The sequence below is a fragment of the Amycolatopsis antarctica genome, from assembly GCF_002262875.1.
Classification (GTDB): domain Bacteria; phylum Actinomycetota; class Actinomycetes; order Mycobacteriales; family Pseudonocardiaceae; genus Amycolatopsis; species Amycolatopsis antarctica.
In genome coordinates this window covers 110,562-128,970 of sequence record NZ_NKYE01000001.1, presented here as the reverse complement: position 1 = coordinate 128,970, position 18,409 = coordinate 110,562, and the positions used below count along the sequence as shown (strand labels likewise).

Genomic DNA, 18,409 nt, shown 5'->3' with positions numbered 1-18,409 from the left:
CACCGAACGAGCGCAACCTCGGGCGGCGTGACCCTCTTGTCCTCGCGCACCGCCCGGCCGGTCGAGCCCGGCATGCTGTCGCGGGCACTGGAGGTCGCCGGGCGGCTGGCCAACGACGCGACCGACGTGATCACCGCGACGGCCGGGCGCGGAGCCCACCCGGATGTCACCGAGTCACCGTTCGACTGGGTCACCGACACCGACCGCATCCTGGAGCGCCATACCCGGCGGGTACTGACGTCGGAGTTTCCCGGCGTTCCCGTCGTCGGCGAAGAGTCCGGCGCGGACCAGGGCGCCGACGAAGCCGAGTACCGCTGGGTCGTCGATCCGGTCGACGGGACCGCCAACTACGTCGCCGGCTTGCCGTGGTGCGCGTACAGCCTCGCGCTGCTGGACGATTCCGGACCGGTGGTCGGCGTTCTCGCCGATCCGTACCGGGCGCAGATCTACGCGGCCGCACGTGGACGCGGCGCCAGGGCGAACGGCCACCCGTTGCGCCTGGCCGGCCACGGTGCCCCGGCTGGCGCGATCGTCTGCACGGAACTGATCCCCACCGGCCCATGGCCCGGCATGGGCGGCTTCATCGAACGGGCCGCGGCGGCCCGTGCCGGTGTCCGGGTGCTCGGCTCGGCCGCGTTGTCGATCGCGCAGGTGGCCCTCGGGCACGCGGGCGCGGCCGTCCTGCTCAGCTACCGCGAGTGGGACGTCGCGGCGGCGGTGGCACTGGCACTCGAAGCGGGCGCCGTGGTGCTCGACCGGCGGGGCGAGGCGAGCCCGCTTCCCGCCGACGGGCTGCTCGTCGCCACCCCGGCAATGGCCGAGCGGGTACTGGACTGGTGGCAGGACACCCTGCCGGAGGGCCGCCGCGGACAGACCTGACTCGAGGAGCCGGCGCGAACCGGTCGGCACGGAAAACCGATCGGCGCTGGGCACCGATGGTCGCCGCGCGTCCGGCCGCCCTACGTCCGTCCGCCCTACGTCCGGCGCGTTGAGCGGGCCGGATGCGTCGTCCGGGTACGGATCGGGTACTCCTGACCGGACAGGCCGCGAATCGATCGGAGCGAACGTGATCATCTTCGGTACCCGCAGGAAGATCATCCAGTTGGCGATGCTCACCCTGGTCTGCGGCAACTGCGGCAACACCGCCGCCCAGCGACTGGATCGCGTGGTCACCAAGTTCGCGCTGTTCTTCGTTCCGCTGTTCCCGATCAGCACCAAGCACTTCATGCAGTGCAGCTTCTGCGGGGCGACCCAGCGGCTGACCAAGGAACAGGCCGAGCAGGCACAGCACGACGGCAACCAGGGCTGAACCCCGCGTCGGGCCGATCGGCCGCGGGGGCGGGTCAGCGGCGGGCCGGTCTGCGGCAAGCCGGTCGGACGCCGAATCGATCGGACCCCGCGTGCCGTCAGCCGTGACACGTCGGCCGTGACACGACAGCCGCGTCCGGTCAGCCGCGTGCCGTCAGCCGTCGACGGCCGGTGCGGGCTCGGCCGCGGCCACCGGTTCCGCCGGCGGAGGCGAGGCACGCCCGCGCCCGCGGATCCACCAGAGCAGGGGTGCGGCGGCCAGCCAGGTGAAGCCGATCGTCGAACCGAGCGGCAGCATCGCGAGAGCGGCGGACCGCCCGGCCACCCGCACCAGGTCCGGGTTGGTGGTGTCGTACTCGATCCGTACGAGGTCGCCCTCGTTCAGGCCGTCCGGGTAGAGCACACCGTTCGGCGGGATGTGCACCTCGCCGTCCGGCGTGACGAACCGGATGATCGTGCGGTCGAAGGTGACCGAGACGACGTCGGCGTTGGCGTTGCCGGTGCTGCCGCCGATGGCGCCGTCGTTGCGCAGCGTCGCGAAGACGAGGGTGAGACACAGCAGGGTCACCACGGAGGCCAGCCCGAGCACCACGCGGAACAGGATCCGCCACCGCCGTTCACTCCTCGCTGTCACGCCGCGAGCATAAACCGGGGTACTTCGGGGCAGGCACGCCAACCGCACACAGCGCCGCCCGGCCGCACGCGCCGGACACGCGTCCGGCCCGGGACCACGGGGATCCCGGGCCGGACGCGATCGGTCAGTGACCGTGGTGCGCGCCCAGCAGGGCGTGCGTGGAACGCATCCGCGGATACGACTTCGGTTCGGCCGGGGCGCCGTCCGCGGCGCGGGCGACGTTCGCGGCGGAGACCGCCGAGGGCTGGCCGTTCGGGCTCGCCGAAGGACGCCCCTTGGTGAACAGCCAGGTCTGGTAGAGGTCGAACAACGGCTTGCCGGAGATCTTCTCGGAGAGCGCGATGAACTCGTCGAGCGTCGCGTGGCCGCCCTTCTTCTGCTCCTGCCAGGTCTTCAGGATCTCGAAGAACGCCTCTTCGCCCACGGCCTTGCGCAGCGCGTGCACGGCGAGCGCGCCCCGGTCGTAGACGGCGCCGTCGAACTGGTTCTCCGCGCCGGGATCACCGGGCAGCACCTGCCAGAACGGATCGTCCGCCGGGTACGAGTTGTAGAGGTACTCGGCCAGCTCGTCCGCCGTGCCCTCACCGGCGTGCTCCGACCACAGGAACTCGGCGTAGGTCGCGAAGCCCTCGTTCAGCCAGATGTCCCGCCACTGCCCGAGGGACACCGAGTCGCCGAACCACTGGTGCGCGTTCTCGTGGATCACCACCGACATGTTGGTGCCGGACTTGAAGAACTCGCCGTCGTAGACGGACCGGGTCTGGTTCTCCAGCGCGAATCCGAGATGCGGGGTGGCGACGCCGCCCTGCGCCTCGAACGGGTAGGGCCCGAACGCGGTCTCCAGGAACTCGACGGCCTCCGGGGTCCGTTCGATGCTGCCCTTCGCGGCGGGCAGGTTCGGCCCCAGCGTCGGGTCGTAGGCGGTGATGAACGGCTGCCCGTCCGGCGTGGTCGACTCCAGCACCTCGAAGGCGCCGACGGCAAGGAACGTGAGGTAGGTGGCCTGCGGCTGGGTGCTCCGCCAGTTCCACCGCGTCCAGCCCTCGCGCTGCTTGGTCTTGCGCACGAGGTTGCCGTTCGAGATGGCGGCCGCGTCGTCCGGGACCTCGACCGAGACGTCGTAGGTCGCCTTGTCGGTCGGGTGGTCGTTGGCGGGGAACCACCATTCCGAGGAGGTCGGCTCGTCCACCGCGAGCGCGCCGTCCGGGGTCTTCTTCCAGGCGGTCAGGCCGTCGATCTCGACCTTCGAGGGGGTGTCCGCGTACTCGACGGCGATCGTCAGGAACTGGTCGGCGGCGAGCGCGTTCTTCGGCGTCACCACGAGTTCGCTCGGATCGGCGGCGTCATTCGCGAAGTCGGCGGGCACATTGTTGACGCGAACCGAGTTGACCTTCAAACCGAAATCGAGGTTGAAACTGGACAATTCCTGCGTCGTGTTCGCGAGGATCGTCGTGGTGCCCGCGAGTTCGTCGGTATCGGGCTGGTAGGTCAGCCGGACGTCGTAGTGCGAAACGTCGTAACCCCCGTTTCCCGCACCGGGATAGTAGACATCGCCCGCTCCGGGCGCTCCGGGCCCGGGAGCGGCGCTCGCGGACGTGGACAGCAGCACGACAGCCATTCCAGTGGCCAGCACACCGGATCCGGCGCGCGTCGTCGATCGCATGAGACCTCCCAGGGAAACTGAAAACGGTGCGAAAGCTACCCCGTCGAACGCGATCCGCGAAACGGCCGAAAGAAGCGTCTTGCAATCCGGAACCACTTGACGTCAACGATTCACGAACTGTCGCCGCAATTTCCACACAGCGAATCGCGCGGCGCGATCAACCCGGCACGGCGGCGGAGACGGCCGCACGCAGCCTGGCGTGCAGCCCCCGGTGCCGCGACCGGTCCACCCGGACCTCGACGACGCGCAGTCCAGGCTCGGGACGCAGCGCCTCGCGGAACTCGGACGGGGTCCGCGCCACCACGTGCGGCACCCGGTACCCGGCGCAGAGCGCGCCGAGGTCCGCCCCGTGCGGGGTGCCGAACACCCGCTCGAACCCGGCCGAGTGCGCGGGCGCGCCCTGCTCCAGCAGCGTGAAGATCCCGCCGCCGTCGTCGTTGACCACCACGATCGTCAGGTCCGGCCGCGACTCCGCCGGACCGGTGAGCAGGCCGTTCGCATCGTGCAGGAACGTCAGGTCGCCGATCAGCGCGTACGAGTGTCCTCTGTGGACGGTCGCGGCGCCGATCGCGGTGGAGACCATGCCGTCGATGCCCGCCACGCCCCGGTTGCGGTGGACCAGGATGTCCGGGCGCGGACCGCCGGCCAGCGCGATGTCCCGTGCCGGATTCGAGGAGCCCACGACCAGCAGCGCTTCCGGGGGCAGCGCGCGAACCAGTTCCCCGGCCAGCCCCAGCCCGGTCGGCCACGCCTCGTCCGCCATCGTCGCCCGTACCGCTGCCGCCGCCGCCGCGTCGGCCGCCTGCCAGCTCGCCAGCCAGTCCGGGTCGGCGGGCTTCGTCGGCTCGTCGAACCACTGCCCGACCTGACGGACGTTGTGCGCGGGCGAGGGCCAGTCGGAATCCGGGCGCACCAGCAGCACCTCGACGTCCGGATCGGCGAGCAGGCCCTGGACCTGACGGAACACCGTCGGCCGTCCGATGCAGAGCACCTGCTCCGGCTTGTGCGTCGCGATGAACTTCTCCACGGCCAGCAGCCAGGCGCCCGAACCGATCGCCGTCGCACCGCCGAGCCCCAGCCCGCCCGTCTCGGCCACCACCGGCCAGCCGTGCTGTTCGGCCCACTCGCTCGCCGCACGCACCCCGGTGTCGCAGGCGAGGACCAGCCCCTGCCGCGCCGAGGGCACCACGAACGCGGGCAGCGCGCCGAAGTCCGGCAGCTCCGTCCAGCGGGCACCGCCGGGCCTGCCCTCCAGCGACTCGAACCAGTCCTCGGAGCCGTCGGGCACCAGCGGCTCGCGGAACGGGACGTTCAGATGCACCGGCCCGCAGCGCCACTCGCCGTAGGCGGCGTTCCACGCCCGGCAGATCTGGCTGCGCCAGTAGGCGTTCTGCCCGGACCGCCGCTCGGCGACGGCCATCTCGTCGAAGTACCGCACCGCGCCGCCGTAGAGCCTCTGCTGCTCGATGACCTGGTTCGCCCCGGCGGCGCGCAGCTCGGGCGGGCGGTCCGCGGTCAGCACGATCAGCGGTACCCCGGCACGGTCGGCCTCCAGCACCGCGGGGTGGAAGTTGGCCGCGGCCGTCCCGGAGGTGCACACCACGGCGACCGGCCGCCCGGTCCTTGCGGCCATGCCGACCGCGAGGAAGGCGGCGCCCCGCTCGTCGATCCGGACGTGCAGCCGCAGCTTGCCCTCGGCCGCCGCGTCGTAGAGCGCGAGCGAGAGCGGGGCGTTCCGCGAGCCGGGGCAAAGCACCACGTGGGAGACGGTGTTGCGGACGAGTTCGTCGACGATGACCCGGGCCTGCGCGGTTGAGGGATTCACCACGCGGCTCCAGGTGTCGTGTACCTCGTCATCCGCACACGTCCTATTCTCCCAAACGTGCCCAACGCCCAGGTTTCCGAGCTGTTCGATCCGTCCGCGTGGACCGAGATCGACGGTTTCGACTTCACCGACATCACCTACCACCGTTCGGCTGAGGCCCGCTCAGGCAAGCGGGTGGTCCGGGTGGCCTTCGACCGTCCCGACGTCCGGAACGCCTTCCGGCCGCACACCGTCGACGAGCTGTACCGGGCGCTCGATCACGCGCGGCTGAGTTCCGACGTCGGCTGCGTCCTGCTGACCGGCAACGGCCCGTCCCCCAAGGACGGCGGCTGGGCGTTCTGCTCCGGTGGTGACCAGCGTATTCGTGGTCGGTCCGGCTATCAGTACGCAAGCGGCGAGACCTCCGACACGGTCGATCCGGCCCGGGCCGGCCGTCTGCACATCCTCGAGGTCCAGCGGTTGATCCGGTTCATGCCCAAGGTAGTGATCTCGGTCGTCGGCGGCTGGGCGGCGGGTGGCGGGCACTCGCTGCACGTGGTGTGCGACCTCACGCTCGCCTCGGCGGAGCACGCGCGCTTCAAGCAGACCGACGCCGACGTCGGCTCCTTCGACGGCGGCTTCGGCTCGGCCTACCTGGCCAGGCAGGTCGGCCAGAAGTTCGCCAGGGAGATCTTCTTCCTCGGCCGCACGTACACGGCGCAGCAGATGTTCGAGATGGGCGCGGTCAACTCCGTCGTCCCGCACGAGCGGCTGGAGATCGAGGCGCTGCAGTGGGCGTGGGAGGTCAACGGCAAGTCGCCGACGGCGCAGCGGATGCTCAAGTACGCCTTCAACGCCGTCGACGACGGACTGATCGGCCAGCAGCTCTTCGCGGGCGAGACCACCCGGCTGGCGTACATGCAGGACGAGGCCGTCGAGGGAAGGGACGCCTTCCTGCAGAAGCGCGATCCCGACTGGTCGGCGTTCCCGTACTACTACTGATCCTCAGGCAGGCAGGCAGGCGATGCGGGAACGGCCGATGCGGGTGGTGTGGACCGACGGTGGACCGGACGCGGTCGGCACCTTGCGGGAGGCGCTGGCCGAGGCCCTCGACGGCGGGCCGGCCGTACTGCCGTTGAACACACGCGATCCGGCGGCGTCCACGCTGCACGAGGCGATGCGGCCCGAAGACCCGGTCGAACCGGGCACGGCGGTGGTCGTCGCGACCTCGGGATCGACCGGTGAGCCGAAGGGCGTGCTGCTCTCCCCCGGCGCGCTGCTGGCCTCGGCCGACGCCGCGCACTCGCGGATCGGCGGGCCGGGGCACTGGCTGCTCGCGACGCCCGCGCACTACGTCGGCGGCCTGCAGGTGCTGGTCCGCTCGTGGCGGGCCGGAACGGTGCCCGTCGTGCTGGACACCTCCGCCGGATTCCGCGCCGACGCCTTCGCCGAGGCCGCCGCCCTGCTCGACGAGGGTCCCCGCTACACCGCGCTGGTGCCCGCGCAGCTCGCCCGCCTGCTCGACGCGGGTGGCCGGGCCGTCGAGGCGCTGGCCGGCTTCGACGCGATCGTCCTCGGCGGCGCCGCGCTGGACGCGCGGCTGCGCGAGCGCGCCCGGTTCGCGGGCGCACGGGTGTGCTCCGCGTACGGCATGAGCGAGACGGCAGGCGGCTGCGTCTACGAGGGCGTACCGCTGGACGGGGTGACCGTGCGCCTCGGCGAGGGTGACCGGGTGGAGATCGGCGGGCCGACGCTCGCCCACGGCTACCGCTCGCGGCCCGGCCTCTCCCGCGAGGCGTTCGGCGGCGGGTGGTTCCGCACCAGCGACCTCGGCCGCCTCGACGACGGCCTGCTCGAGGTGCTGGGCCGGGCAGACGACGTGATCAACACCGGCGGGGTCAAGGTGCCCGCGGCGACGGTGGAACGGGCGCTGCTGGCCCACCCCGGCGTCGCGCAGGCGTGTGTGGTCGGGGTGCCGGACCCGCAGTGGGGCCAGGCCGTGGTCGCGGTCGTGGTGCCGGCGGGTGCGCCGCCGCACGCCGAGGAACTGCGTTCCGCCGTCCGGGCCGCCGCCGGTGCGCCCGCCGTGCCGAAACAGGTGGAGTTCGCGTCCGCGTTGCCGCTGCGCGGACCGGGCAAGGTCGACCGCGCTGCCGTACTGGACGGTCTCGGGCACGGCTGATCCCGGCCGTACCTCACATGCGCGTCAAAGTCCACGAAACGGGCAGGCAGGCAGGTTTGCGACCCTACGAACGTCGGGCTTTTCACCGGCCACCCACTGGATCAGGTTGACATCACGCGAGGCCAGGTATGGGGTCGAACACGAGGTGGGTTCGCGTCCCTGCAGCGGTCGGCGATGGCCGCACGCGGTTCCGCCGGAGGAGAGCACATCGATGACGCCTGGCACCACAGGGACGAAGAGCCGTCGGCGACTGATCCCCACCGCAACCGTGATCGCGGCGGCCGCGGTCGGTCTCGGCATGTCAGCCGACCCCGCCTGGGCCGCACCGCCCATCCCGGACAGCGGCACCCTGACCTGGTCCATCACCAACGGCGGCCCCACTCCGGCCGGTGTCACGCCGTCGGCCACCATCGAGTTCGCACCGGAAACCCTCGCCGCCCCGGTCGACACCGTCTACGCGACGCTGGACGCCACCGTCCCCGCGGGGACCTCCGCCGAGGTCGCCGTCCGGGGCCTGCTCCCGGACGGCACCTGGACCGCGTGGACGGCGATCACCGAGGACGCCTCCGCCACGCTCGGCACGGAGACCACCTCAGTGCAGACGCGGCTGGTACTGACCGCCGCGAACGGCACCGCGGGCCCGCAGGTGCGCGAGATCGACCTCGTCGGCTGGGCGGGCTGACCCGGACCGCACGCCGAACCCGCAGGCCACCTCGTCCCGTCCCGCGGGCGGGGTGGCCCGCGCCGTCCGGCGGTGACCGTCGGCCAGAATGACCGGCATGGCGACCGTCGCGGAGTGGATCGAAGGGGCGCGCCCGCGGACGCTGCCCAACGCCGTCGCACCGGTGCTGGCCGGCGCGGGCGCGGCGGCGGCGCTGGGCGCGTTCACCTGGTGGCAGTCGCTGCTGGCGCTACTGGTGGCGCTCTCGCTGATCGTCGGCGTCAACTTCGCCAACGACTACTCCGACGGCATCCGCGGCACCGACGCCGACCGGGTGGGCCCGCTGCGGCTGGTCGGCGCGGGCGTCGCGGCGCCGGGGACCGTACGCGCGGCCGCGTTCGCCTGTTTCGGGCTGGCCGCCGTGCTCGGGCTGCTCCTGGTCGGACTCTCCGGCCGGTGGTGGATGCTCGCCATCGGAGCCGGCTGCATCCTCGGCGCCTGGTTCTACACCGGCGGTTCGAAGCCGTACGGCTACTCGGGTTACGGCGAGGTCGCCGTCTTCCTCTTCTTCGGTCTGGTCGCCGTACTCGGCACGGTGTACGTCCAGGCGGGCACGATCAGCCTCCCGGCGGTGGCGTGCTCGGTGGCGATCGGGGCGTTCTCGGCGGCCGTGCTGGTCGCCAACAATCTGCGCGACATCCCCAGCGACACCGAGTCCGGCAAGCGCACACTGGCCGTCCGGCTCGGCGACCCGGCCACGCGGCGGCTGTACCTGGCGCTCGTGGCGGTGCCGTTCCTGCTGAGCGTCGCGGTCGGCATCGCGTATCCCACGGCGCTGCTCGGGCTGCTCGCGGCGGCGCTGCTCCTCGTCCCGGTGCGCACGATCGCCGGCGGGCACACCGGGCGCGGGCTGATCCCGGTACTGCGCGACACCGGCCTGGCGATGCTGCTCTGGGCGGCGTCGACCTCCGTCGGGCTCGCCCTGAGCTGACCCCCACACCGGCCCCGCACCCCCACAGACCGCAATTCGTCGACATATTGCGATCCATCGTGCACAAGGCATCGCAATTCGTCGACATATTGCGGTCCGGCGAAGCGCAATATGTCGACGAATTGCGGCGACGCGGGATCGCGGCGTCACGTGGTCAGGGCCAGGTGCCGGTGGCGAGGAAGTCCTCCATGGCGGCGCGGTACGGGGCGATGTCCAGGCCCTGCTCGGTGAGCCAGCCGTCGTCGTAGTACGTGTTCGCGTAGCGGTCGCCCCCGTCGCAGAGCAGGGTGACGACGCTGCCCCGCTGCCCTTCCTCGCGCATCCGGGCGATCAGCCGGAACGCGCCGTAGAGGTTCGTCCCGGTCGACCCGCCCGCCCAGTGACCGGTGCGCTCGCGCAGCAGCCGGATCGCGGCGAGCGAACCCGCGTCGGGCACCTGGATCATCTCGTCGATCACGCCGGGCAGGAACGACGGTTCGCAGCGCGGCCTGCCGATCCCCTCGATCCGGGACGGCATGCCGGTGGCGTAGTCCAGCGCTCCCGTCTGCCAGGCGCCGTAGAACGAGGAGTTCTCCGGATCCACCACGGCGACCCGGGTGTCGTGCCGCTGGTATCGGACGTACCGGCCGATGGTGGCGCTGGTTCCGCCGGTGCCCGCGCCGACGACGACCCAGGCCGGAATCGGGTGCCGCTCGGAGCGCAACTGGGCGAAGATCGACTCGGCGATGTTGTTGTTGCCGCGCCAGTCGGTCGCCCGCTCGGCGTAGGTGAACTGGTCGAGGTAGTGACCACCGCACTCGGCGGCGAGCCGCTCGGCCTCGGAGTAGATCTCCGGTGGCCGGTCCACGTAGTGGCACCGTCCGCCGTAGAACTCGATCAGCGCGATCTTCTCCTTGCTGGTGGTACGCGGCACGACGGTGACGAACGGCAGGCCGAGCATTCGCGCGAAGTAGGCCTCCGAGACGGCGGTCGACCCGCTGGACGCCTCGATCAGCGTCGTCTCCGGCCCGATCTGGCCGTTCACCAGGCCGTAGAGCAGCAGCGAGCGGGCCAGCCGGTGTTTGAGCGAACCGGTGGGGTGCACCGACTCGTCCTTGAGGTAGAGGTCGATGCCCCAGTCCAGCGGCAGCGGGAAGACGTGCAGGTGCGTGTCGGCGCTGCGGTTGGCGTCGGCGTCGATGATCCGCACCGCCTCGCTGACCCAGCTCCGGTGGGTTGGTCCGCTCATGGCGGCCAGACTATTCGCCGGGGACGTCCTTGCCGGTCGCCGGGACGTCCGCGACGCGCTCGCCGCGGAGCTGGGCCCGCAGCCGGGCGCGTTCGCTCGCGCGGTGGTGGTTGCGCTCGGCGAGCCCTGCGGTGACGCGGGCGTTCAGACCGCGGAAGGACAGCAGACCGACCGGCAGGCCGACGACCAGCCCCACGGCCAGCGCCACCAGCAGCGGAACGCCCGCCAGCAGCAGCACCGCGGCGATGAGGAGGAACAGGCCGAAGCGCAGCAGAATGTAGAGCGTCAGGTCGCGGGCCAGGTGCGCGGACGGCGCGGCGGCGCGCTCCGGGGCGGTCGCGCCGGCGTCCTCGGGCACGGTCACGTCCACGCGGTCGGCGTTCTCGGATTCGCTCACGGTCTCCGAGGCTACGCGCCGGGTCCGCTGTCCGAGTCGAGGCCCGCGTTGTTGGGCCGCCCCTCGAAGCGGGTGGAGAGCACGACCGTGGTCTGCGTCCTGGCGACGCCGTCGATCCGACGCAGCCTGCCGAGCGCCCGCTCCAGTTCGTCCACTGTGGACACGCGCACCTTCACCACGAACGCCTCGTTGCCGGCGACGGCGTAGCAGCTCTCCACCTCGTCGAGTTCGGCGAGGGAGGCGGCGACGTCGTCCTCGGCGGCGGTGTCGGTGGGCTGGATACCGACCAGCGCGGTGACGCCGAGGCCGACGGTGTTCGGGTCGACCATCGCGTGGTAGCCGGTGATGACCCCGGCCGCCTCGAGCTTGCCGACGCGCTCGTGCACCGAGGACGCCGACAGGCCGACCGTCCGCCCCAGTTCGGCGTAGGTCGCGCGCCCGTTCTGGCGGAGTTCGGCGATGATCTTGCGGTCAAGCTGATCCACGGGGGTTAGCTTAGAGGGAGGGGCCGCACGGTCGGCGTGAACGGGCGCGGACGCGATACCCGAGCCGCTGACCGAACCCGATGTCCGAACCGGCCGTTTCGTCCCTTACTACCTCTTTACTCTTCGACAACCGTTCGAGTACCTGGTGGGCGAGATGCCACGATTGCCGAGTTGGATGCCCGCGCGGCCGCCGGACGCCGGAACGCGAACCGGCCGGCCGTGGGCACGGCAGTCGAAAAAGGAGGCGGAAGTGACCGCGACCGTGGGAGGACGGCTGCTCACACCTGGTGAGGTCGCCGCGCTGTTCCGGGTGGACCCGAAGACCGTGACCCGCTGGGCGACGGCCGGACGCATCGGATCCATTCGCACCCCGGGTGGGCATCGCAGGTTCCGTGAGTCCGAGGTCAACGAGCTGCTCGCGGAGCTGACCACGGACGCGAACGAGCTGACCCAGTAGTTCCACACGTCCCGCAGGGGACGCACACCTCCGGAGCCGGGGGTGTCGGTGACGGCACCGTCCGTCACCGGCACCCCCGGCTTCGCTGCAATCCGGCATGCCCGCCGCACCGAATCCCGACAAAAGGGTTAGCCTCGAGGGCAGGCACGTACGCGCTGCATGAAGGAGAAGGGAGCGAGCATGATCTACCTGCTCGCAGCTATCGGAGGCCTCACCGTGGCCGTACTTCTGTGGCGGGCGTTCGGCGCCGAGCGCGTCGGAGTGACCTCGCCCCGGCCACAGGTCGCACCGGACGACGACCCCGACTTCCTGCGCAAACTCGGTGAGCAGCAGCGCAAGCCCAAGCCACGGGACGAGGACGAGGCCTGACCGGGAGCGGCCGGAAGCCCTCCGGGGAACAGGGAAAGACGAAGTAAAGGATCTCCTGCGGACGCGGCCCCCGAGGCCGCGTCCGTCAGGTTCGGGGCTCATGCGTCCAGGGACCCTGGCCGCGCCGCCGCAGCACCCTCGCACCACTTCCGGCACGCGGGCATCACCCCGTGCTGCCGACAAGCTCCCGGGCCGCGAAAGAGACCACCCGGGACTTGCCGGATCGACTAGCGAATGGACCGGTCGTGCGGGAAACCGTCCGCCACGGTCGCCGCCAGCTCCAGCAGCGCCAGCCGGGTGTCGGCGTTGAGCCGGTCCAGCTCGATCTCCGCGCCCTCCTCGAGGTGCGGATCGAACGGGATCTGGCAGACCCCCCTGGTGCGCGCACCGAAGTGCGCGGCCAGCTTGTCCAGGTCGACCGAGCCACCCTTCGGACGCACCGAGTTGATCACCGCGACGGAGCGCTTCACCAGCTCGCCGTAGCCGTGCGCGTCCAGCCAGTCCAGCGTCGCCGAGGCACTGCGGGCACCGTCGACCGAGCCGGAGGACACCAGCACCAGCGAGTCGGCGACATCGAGGACGCCCTTCATCGCGGAGTGCATCAGTCCGGTGCCGCAGTCGGTGAGCACGATGTTGTAGAAGTGCTCCAGCAGGTTCACCGTGCGCCGGTAGTCGGTCTCCGAGAACGCCTCCGAGACGGCCGGGTCCTGTTCGCTGGCAAGGACCTCCAGCCGGCTCGCGCCCTGCGAGGTGTACGAGCGAACGTCGCTGTAGCGGGTGATCTTGTCGGCGTCGCGCAGCAGGTGCCGCACCGTCGCCGTGGTCTCGATCGGCAGCTTCTGCGAGAGCGTTCCGCGGTCCGGGTTGGCGTCCACCGCCACCACGCGGTCGCCGCGCAGCGAGGCGAACGTCGAGCCCAGCGTCGTGGTGGTCGTGGTCTTGCCGACACCGCCCTTGAGGCTCAGCATCGCGATCTTGTAGCAGCCGCGCAACGGCTGGTTGACCCGCGAGATCAGTTCCCTGCGCTTGCGGTCGGCCGGGCTCTCGCCGGGGTTGAGCAGGTGCCCGGTGGCCACGTAGACGCCCCTGCGCCAGCCCGACTGCGGCCGCCGCTTGACCCGCTTGACCAGGTGCGCGGACGAGAGGTCCGCGCCGCCCGCCAACGCGTGCCTGCCGCCCTGCTGCTGTTGCTGCTGCCCGTACTGCTGCTGGGCATGTCCCGGGTCGCCATAGGGCTGCTGGGGCGGGTAGTCGCCGTACGGCTGGCCGGGGGCGAGCGGCGGCAGGTTCGGGTCCACGTACTGCGGCTGCTGCTGCGGACCGGAGGGCGTGGCCTCGGTGTACTGCGGCTGCTGGTGCGGACCGGACACCGAAGGATCGGTGTACTGCGGCTGCTGCTGGGGACCCGAGGGCGTGGCCTCGGTGTAGTGCCGGGGGCCGGAGGTGGACGGGTCGCTGTAGAGGTCCTGGCCATGGCTGCCGGGCACCGGGCCGGTCTGCTGGTACGGCGCCTGCTGCTCGGGCTGGTACGGGGCCTGCGGGTACTGCGGCTGGTACGGCGCCTGCGGATACTGCGCCTGCGGGTACTGCGGCTGCTCGTACCGCGGCTGCTCGGCGGAAGCCTGGTGCCTGCCCGCCTCGGGCTGCTGCTCGGCGGGCACCTGGTGCGGGCCGGACTGCTGCGCGCCGGGGTGCTGGGTGGAGTCGGTGCTGGACTCCACGTCCGGCTGCACGCCCTGCTGCTCGCCCTGGACGGCGTCCGGCGGCGGGGCCTGCCACTGCGTCGGTGTCTCGGCCGCGAGGCCTTCCTGGGAGCCCGCGTGTCCGGGAGCCGATTCGTCCTTGGGTCCGGTCACCGCTCAAGTCCTCCTACGCGCGTCGCGAGGCAAGCCACTGCCATCGGTTTCGACGGTAGTCGCCGGTTGCGCCCGTGGCACACCCAGGGGTCGCCCCGGACGCGGGCGCGACCGGCGTCACCGGTGCCCGGAAGGGTCAGCTCACGCCCGCGTACGAGTGCAGGCCGGAGGTGACCAGGTTGACGAAGAACAGGTTGAACACCGTCGCCGAGAACCCGATCACGTTGATCCACGCCGCCCGGCTGCCCCGCCAGCCCGCCGTGGCACGCGAGTGCAGGTAGGCCGCGTAGATGACCCAGGCGATGAACGCGACCGTCTCCTTCGGGTCCCAGCCCCAGAACCGGCCCCACGCGGCCTCCGCCCACACGGCCCCGCAGAGGACGCCGAAGGTGAACACCGGGAAGGCGAAAACCGTTGTGCGGTAAGCGATCCGGTCGAGCACGTCGGTCTCGGGCAGCCGCGGCGCGAACCGGGCGAACTTGGCCGGGTCGCGGTCGTGCCGGGCCCGGATCAGGTAGAAGATGCTCGCCACACCGGGCACCAGGAAGACGCCCGAGGCGATGATCGCCGCCGCGACGTGGATGATCAGCCAGTACGACTGCAGCGCGGGCTGGACCGGCGCGGCGACGGCGTAGAGCATCGTGCCGCCGATGAACATCAGGATCACCACGGGCAGCAGCACGAACGAGGTCAGGTGGCGCACCGGCGACCGGCGCATCACCACCAGCCAGGTCACCACGGCGATCAGGCAGACCGCCATGATGTATTCGTACATGTTTCCCCAGGGCACCCGGCTCGTCGCGACGCCGCGCAGCACCAGCGCCGCCAGGTGCAGCAGCGCGCCGAGCACCATCAGGGCGACGCCCATCCGGCCGAATCGCTCGGCCCTGCCGCGCGGAGCGGGCGGCTCGGCGACCGGCGGCGGCGTCAGTTCCGGGAGTTCCGAAGCGCCCTCGGCGGGCGCGCCGGAGCCGACGAGCTGACGTGCGCGCTCCCGGGTGCGCTGGGCGGCGATCCGGCCCTTGGCGCCGAAGGACTGCTCCACCAGCAGCAGGATCATCGACAGCACGTACACCGCGACGGCCGTCGTGTAGGACAAGTCGCTGTACTGGGACAACGTCTCGTTGACCGGCATCAGCTCTTCCCTTCGTGGGGGCTCCGGGGACCGGGGTCGGCGGTGTCCGAGGCTCGGGCTCCGGTGTCCCGGAGCCGGATCAGCTCGTCCGCCATGCGGGAGAATTCCTCGCCGTAGCCTGCCTGGTCCGTACGGGCCAGCCCGCCAGCTTCCACGACGGTACGTCGTGGACCGTCCCCGCTGCCCGCCGGGGTCACCCGAATCCAGAACCGTCGGCGCTTGACCAGCAACGACGCCGCGAGACCGAGCATCATCGCCACCGCGAAGCCGAGCACCCAGCCCTGCGTCGGGTCGTGCGAGACCTGCAGGGCCACCCAGCGGTCGACACCGTCGAACCGGACCTGCGTGCCGTCGTCGAGGGTCAGTGACTGGCCGACCTCCAGGTTCTCCCTGGCGATGCGCACCAGCCTGCCGTTGTCCACCATCGACTGGTCGATCTCGAAGATGGACTGGCCCCGCCCGGAGTCGATGCCGAGGTCGCCGCGCAGCACGTCCACCGCCACGCCCGGATCGTCGAGCTCCGGGCTGGACGAGCTGAGCACCTTGCCCTGTAGCGCCGCGGTCGGTGCGAACAGGCCGGTGATCGCGAGCTGTTGCTGTCTGCGCTTCTCCGAGTCGGTCACGCCCGGCGGGTCGAACTTCGTCGCCCCCTCGGAGAGGTAGGTCTGCGTGTCCACCGGCCGCCACTGGATGGACTTGCTGCGCTGCGTCCCGTCCGGATAGGTGACGGTGAACTGCGGCGCGAAACCGTGGTTGAGCAGGTAGACGCGGTCGCCGTCGGTGCGCAGCGGGGAGTTCACCTCGAGCTGGTACGGCCGCCACGCGCCGGTCTCCAGGTCGGCCTCGGACTGGTACTCGATCGACGCCTCGTAGTGCTCCGGCTGCCCGGACGGGGTGAAGCGGGCGTCGAAACCGTTGACGCGGATGCAGAACGGGTTCAGCTCCGTACCGTCCACCCGCAGGCCCGGGTTGAACGAGTCGTAGCCGTAGATGCCGGAGTTGCAGAACTCCGCGCCGTTCGCCTTGACGATCACCTGGCCCTCGTAGGAGAACATCTTGCCCAACGCGAAGGCGACGATCAGCCCGAGCATCGCGAAGTGGAACACCAGGTTGCCGGTCTCGCGCAGGTAGCCGCGTTCGGCGCTGATGGTGCGGACGCCGTCGTCCTCCTCGGCCTCGGTCACCCGCCAGCCGCGCAACCGCTTGCGCGCGGTGGTCAGCACCTCGTCGACGCCGGCGTCGGTGACGGAGCGCTGGTGGTGCGGCATCCGCGCCAGGTTGCGCGGCGTCAGCACCGGCCGTGCCCGCATCGACCGCAGGTAGTCGGCGCTGCGCGGGACCAGGCAGCCGACCAGCGAGACCATCAGCAGCAGGTAGATCGCGGAGAACCAGACGCTGCCGTAGACCTCGAAGAACTGGAATCGGTCCAGAAGCTCGCCCCACCAGCCGTGCTGGGCGATGTACTCCTCGGTCTTCGGCGGGTTCAGGATCCGCTGCGGCAGCAGCGCCCCGGGCAGCGCCGCGAGCGCGAGCAGGAACAGCAGGATCAACGCGGTGCGCATCGACGTCAGCCCGCGCCAGGTGTTGCGGGCGAACGCCAGCACACGGCGGAAGCCGCTGTCGCGGTACGGCCGTCCGGGCTCGGGCGGCGCCAGGGTGCCGGTCATCGCACCGACTCCGCCGGAAAGGTCACGGCTCTCACAGCGGCAGCTCCACATCCGTGATGACGGCGACCCGCAGCCAGGCCACCAGTTCGCCCCACAGCCCGGTGACCAGCAGGACGCCCACCACCAGCAACAGCCCGCCGCCGACGAGCTGGACCCGCCTTCCGTTGCGGCGCAACCAGTCCGTCGCGCCCACGGCCCAGCGGGCACCGAAGGCGATCAGCAGGAACGGCAGACCGAGGCCGAGGCAGTAGACGAGTACCAGTACGAAGCCGCGGGCGGCGTTGCTTCCGCTGGCGCTGGCCATGGACAGCACCCCGGCCAGGGTGGGGCCGATGCACGGGGTCCAGCCGAGTCCGAACACCGCGCCGAGCACCGGCGCCCCCCACAGGCCGCCGCGCGGCAGCCGGTGTGAGCGGACGTCCTTCTGCAGCCAGGGAACGAGGCCGAGGAACACCAGCGCCATGGCGATCGTCAGCACTCCGCCGATGCGCTGGAGCAGGTCCTGGTTGACCAGCAGGGCGTCGGCGAGCCAGACCAGGCTGCCGAGCCCGGCGGTGAACACCACCGTGAAACCGAGTACGAACAGGGCCGCCGCGCCGACGACGGCCAGCCTGCGCTTCTTCCGCTCCTCGCCCGGCGCGACCGCCGGGGCGTCCGCCCCGACCAGTGCCGCGAGGTAGGCGAGATAGCCGGGAACGAGCGGGACCACGCACGGCGAGGCGAAGGACACGGCCCCGGCGAGCAGTGCGACCCCGGCGGCGAGCAGCAGCGGACCGGAGGTCGCCAGCTCGGTCACGGAGTTCACCCTTTTCAGGGTAGGCAGTGAGCTTCCTGTGAGGCCTACCGGCCACCCACTGCCGTGACCGGGCCGACTTCGCCGGAACCGTCGATGGCCTCGTCCCGGGAATGTCTCGTCACGGGTGTCGGGGTGTCGACGGCGCGGCGGCAGCGCGCAGGGTGTTCCAGCACGTCACGCGGGCCCAGGGGCACACCACCGCACCGAGCCGTCGGCTCGGTCGGCATCCCTGGCCTACGGCTGGTCGCCACCGAGTTGCCGACCGAACCCTTCGAGCGCTGCCCCATCCAGACGCATCACCTCGATCTCGTCGAGTCCCCGCGCCCGTAGCCGCTGGTAGAACCGGATCGCGCTCGTGTTGGTGCGCAGGACCCACCATTCGAGCCGTCCACAGCCACGATCCGCGGCGAGTCGAGCAAGGTGCCCAAGCAGAGCCTGGCCGATCCCCGAGCCGCGATACTCGGACTCGACGTACAGGTCTTCGAGGTGGATACCCTCGCGACCCAGGATCGTGCTGTACGTCGGGTAGAAGATCGCGAACCCGGCCGGCCGCCCGCCGACGGTCGCGACGATGGCCTCAGCGATCGGTCGCGGTCCGAACAGTGCGTCGGAGAGGTCGACCGGCTTGGCCTCGACCTCTCCCGGAAACGACTCCGCCCCGGCAAGCTCGAGGACGAATCGGTGCAGCGTCTCGACATCCTCGGGTGTCACCGGCCGGAGGACGAGTCCTGGCAATTCCGAGCTTCCCGCCTGATCCACCATCGCGGTCACCATCC

19 protein-coding genes are annotated in these 18,409 nt (G+C 71.3%); 8 read left to right on the top strand and 11 right to left on the bottom strand.

Annotated elements, in window-relative coordinates; all coding sequences use genetic code 11:
• Positions 1-27 precede the first annotated feature (27 nt).
• Together CFN78_RS00680 and CFN78_RS00675 are read left to right on the top strand one after the other, a co-directional pair.
• Positions 28-879 (top strand): inositol monophosphatase family protein, encoded by an 852-nt coding sequence (locus tag CFN78_RS00680; RefSeq protein ID WP_094860562.1) that lies wholly within the window; start codon positions 28-30, stop codon positions 877-879.
• A 187-nt stretch (positions 880-1,066) separates the two neighbouring features.
• A complete protein-coding gene (locus tag CFN78_RS00675) occupies positions 1,067-1,309 on the top strand; it encodes a zinc-ribbon domain-containing protein (RefSeq protein WP_094860561.1) in 243 nt (80 codons plus the stop codon).
• 153 nt (positions 1,310-1,462) lie between these two features.
• On the opposite strand, the gene CFN78_RS00670 is transcribed toward CFN78_RS00675, so the two are convergent.
• The 3 genes from CFN78_RS00670 to menD all read right to left on the bottom strand — a co-directional run bounded on the left by CFN78_RS00670 (position 1,463) and on the right by menD (position 5,430).
• Complete coding sequence (locus CFN78_RS00670; protein WP_094860560.1) at positions 1,463-1,942, bottom strand: DUF3592 domain-containing protein; 480 nt, start codon at positions 1,940-1,942, stop codon at positions 1,463-1,465.
• A gap of 124 nt (positions 1,943-2,066) precedes the next feature.
• On the bottom strand, positions 2,067-3,605 hold the full coding sequence (locus CFN78_RS00665) for a M1 family metallopeptidase (protein WP_094860559.1): 1,539 nt from the start codon (positions 3,603-3,605) through the stop codon (positions 2,067-2,069).
• A 157-nt stretch (positions 3,606-3,762) separates the two neighbouring features.
• Positions 3,763-5,430 (bottom strand): 2-succinyl-5-enolpyruvyl-6-hydroxy-3-cyclohexene-1-carboxylic-acid synthase, encoded by a 1,668-nt coding sequence (menD, locus tag CFN78_RS00660; protein ID WP_094861032.1) that lies wholly within the window; start codon positions 5,428-5,430, stop codon positions 3,763-3,765.
• Positions 5,431-5,487: 57 nt separating this feature from the next.
• On the opposite strand from menD, the gene CFN78_RS00655 reads away from it, so the two are divergent.
• The 4 genes from CFN78_RS00655 (at position 5,488) to CFN78_RS00640 (ending at position 9,243) form a co-directional block, all read left to right on the top strand.
• Entirely contained in the window at positions 5,488-6,411 is a 924-nt protein-coding gene (locus CFN78_RS00655; protein WP_094860558.1) for a 1,4-dihydroxy-2-naphthoyl-CoA synthase, read from the top strand.
• Positions 6,412-6,448: 37 nt separating this feature from the next.
• The gene (gene menE, locus CFN78_RS00650) at positions 6,449-7,591 is read left to right on the top strand and encodes an o-succinylbenzoate--CoA ligase (RefSeq protein ID WP_094861031.1); all 1,143 of its coding nucleotides are present in this window, start codon (positions 6,449-6,451) and stop codon (positions 7,589-7,591) included.
• 211 nt (positions 7,592-7,802) lie between these two features.
• Positions 7,803-8,273 (top strand): hypothetical protein, encoded by a 471-nt coding sequence (locus CFN78_RS00645; RefSeq protein ID WP_133116263.1) that lies wholly within the window; start codon positions 7,803-7,805, stop codon positions 8,271-8,273.
• Between the two features lie 97 nt (positions 8,274-8,370).
• Positions 8,371-9,243: a 1,4-dihydroxy-2-naphthoate polyprenyltransferase gene (locus CFN78_RS00640; protein WP_094861030.1), complete on the top strand. Its 873-nt coding sequence runs from the start codon at positions 8,371-8,373 to the stop codon at positions 9,241-9,243.
• Between the two features lie 154 nt (positions 9,244-9,397).
• On the opposite strand, the gene cds1 is transcribed toward CFN78_RS00640, so the two are convergent.
• From cds1 to CFN78_RS00625, 3 genes are read right to left on the bottom strand one after another with little or no spacing between them, the layout of a single operon-like run.
• A complete protein-coding gene (gene cds1 / locus CFN78_RS00635) occupies positions 9,398-10,471 on the bottom strand; it encodes an L-cysteine desulfhydrase Cds1 (RefSeq protein WP_094860556.1) in 1,074 nt (357 codons plus the stop codon).
• A gap of 10 nt (positions 10,472-10,481) precedes the next feature.
• Positions 10,482-10,868, bottom strand: coding sequence for a DUF4229 domain-containing protein (locus CFN78_RS00630; protein ID WP_240519181.1), 387 nt, complete (start codon positions 10,866-10,868; stop codon positions 10,482-10,484).
• 11 nt (positions 10,869-10,879) lie between these two features.
• Positions 10,880-11,353, bottom strand: a complete 474-nt coding sequence (locus CFN78_RS00625) for an Lrp/AsnC family transcriptional regulator (RefSeq protein WP_094860555.1) — start codon at positions 11,351-11,353, stop codon at positions 10,880-10,882.
• Positions 11,354-11,603: 250 nt separating this feature from the next.
• On the opposite strand from CFN78_RS00625, the gene CFN78_RS00620 reads away from it, so the two are divergent.
• Entirely contained in the window at positions 11,604-11,810 is a 207-nt protein-coding gene (locus CFN78_RS00620) for a BldC family transcriptional regulator (protein ID WP_094861028.1), read from the top strand.
• Positions 11,811-11,990: 180 nt separating this feature from the next.
• Positions 11,991-12,179: a hypothetical protein gene (locus CFN78_RS00615; protein WP_094860554.1), complete on the top strand. Its 189-nt coding sequence runs from the start codon at positions 11,991-11,993 to the stop codon at positions 12,177-12,179.
• Between the two features lie 227 nt (positions 12,180-12,406).
• Here CFN78_RS00615 and CFN78_RS00610 read toward each other — a convergent pair whose 3' ends face one another.
• From CFN78_RS00610 to CFN78_RS00590, 5 genes are all read right to left on the bottom strand, one after another.
• The gene (locus CFN78_RS00610; protein WP_240519180.1) at positions 12,407-14,035 is read right to left on the bottom strand and encodes a MinD/ParA family ATP-binding protein; all 1,629 of its coding nucleotides are present in this window, start codon (positions 14,033-14,035) and stop codon (positions 12,407-12,409) included.
• A gap of 136 nt (positions 14,036-14,171) precedes the next feature.
• Complete coding sequence (ccsB, locus tag CFN78_RS00605; RefSeq protein ID WP_094860553.1) at positions 14,172-15,170, bottom strand: c-type cytochrome biogenesis protein CcsB; 999 nt, start codon at positions 15,168-15,170, stop codon at positions 14,172-14,174.
• Positions 15,170-16,837, bottom strand: coding sequence for a cytochrome c biogenesis protein ResB (resB, locus tag CFN78_RS00600; protein WP_094860552.1), 1,668 nt, complete (start codon positions 16,835-16,837; stop codon positions 15,170-15,172). Before resB ends, ccsB begins: the two co-directional genes overlap by 1 nt.
• Positions 16,838-16,868: 31 nt before the next feature.
• On the bottom strand, positions 16,869-17,642 hold the full coding sequence (locus CFN78_RS00595) for a cytochrome c biogenesis CcdA family protein (RefSeq protein WP_094860551.1): 774 nt from the start codon (positions 17,640-17,642) through the stop codon (positions 16,869-16,871).
• Between the two features lie 225 nt (positions 17,643-17,867).
• The gene (locus CFN78_RS00590; RefSeq protein ID WP_240519178.1) at positions 17,868-18,344 is read right to left on the bottom strand and encodes a GNAT family N-acetyltransferase; all 477 of its coding nucleotides are present in this window, start codon (positions 18,342-18,344) and stop codon (positions 17,868-17,870) included.
• Positions 18,345-18,409 lie beyond the last annotated feature (65 nt).

Coding starts and splice junctions, on each gene's coding strand:
- CFN78_RS00665 (WP_094860559.1), bottom strand. CDS start 3,605: ATGCGATCGACGACGCGCGCCGGATCCGGTGTGCTGGCCACTGGAATG.
- menE (WP_094861031.1), top strand. CDS start 6,449: ATGCGGGTGGTGTGGACCGACGGTGGACCGGACGCGGTCGGCACCTTG.
- CFN78_RS00645 (WP_133116263.1), top strand. CDS start 7,803: ATGACGCCTGGCACCACAGGGACGAAGAGCCGTCGGCGACTGATCCCC.
- CFN78_RS00640 (WP_094861030.1), top strand. CDS start 8,371: ATGGCGACCGTCGCGGAGTGGATCGAAGGGGCGCGCCCGCGGACGCTG.
- cds1 (WP_094860556.1), bottom strand. CDS start 10,471: ATGAGCGGACCAACCCACCGGAGCTGGGTCAGCGAGGCGGTGCGGATC.
- CFN78_RS00615 (WP_094860554.1), top strand. CDS start 11,991: ATGATCTACCTGCTCGCAGCTATCGGAGGCCTCACCGTGGCCGTACTT.
- ccsB (WP_094860553.1), bottom strand. CDS start 15,170: ATGCCGGTCAACGAGACGTTGTCCCAGTACAGCGACTTGTCCTACACG.
- resB (WP_094860552.1), bottom strand. CDS start 16,837: ATGACCGGCACCCTGGCGCCGCCCGAGCCCGGACGGCCGTACCGCGAC.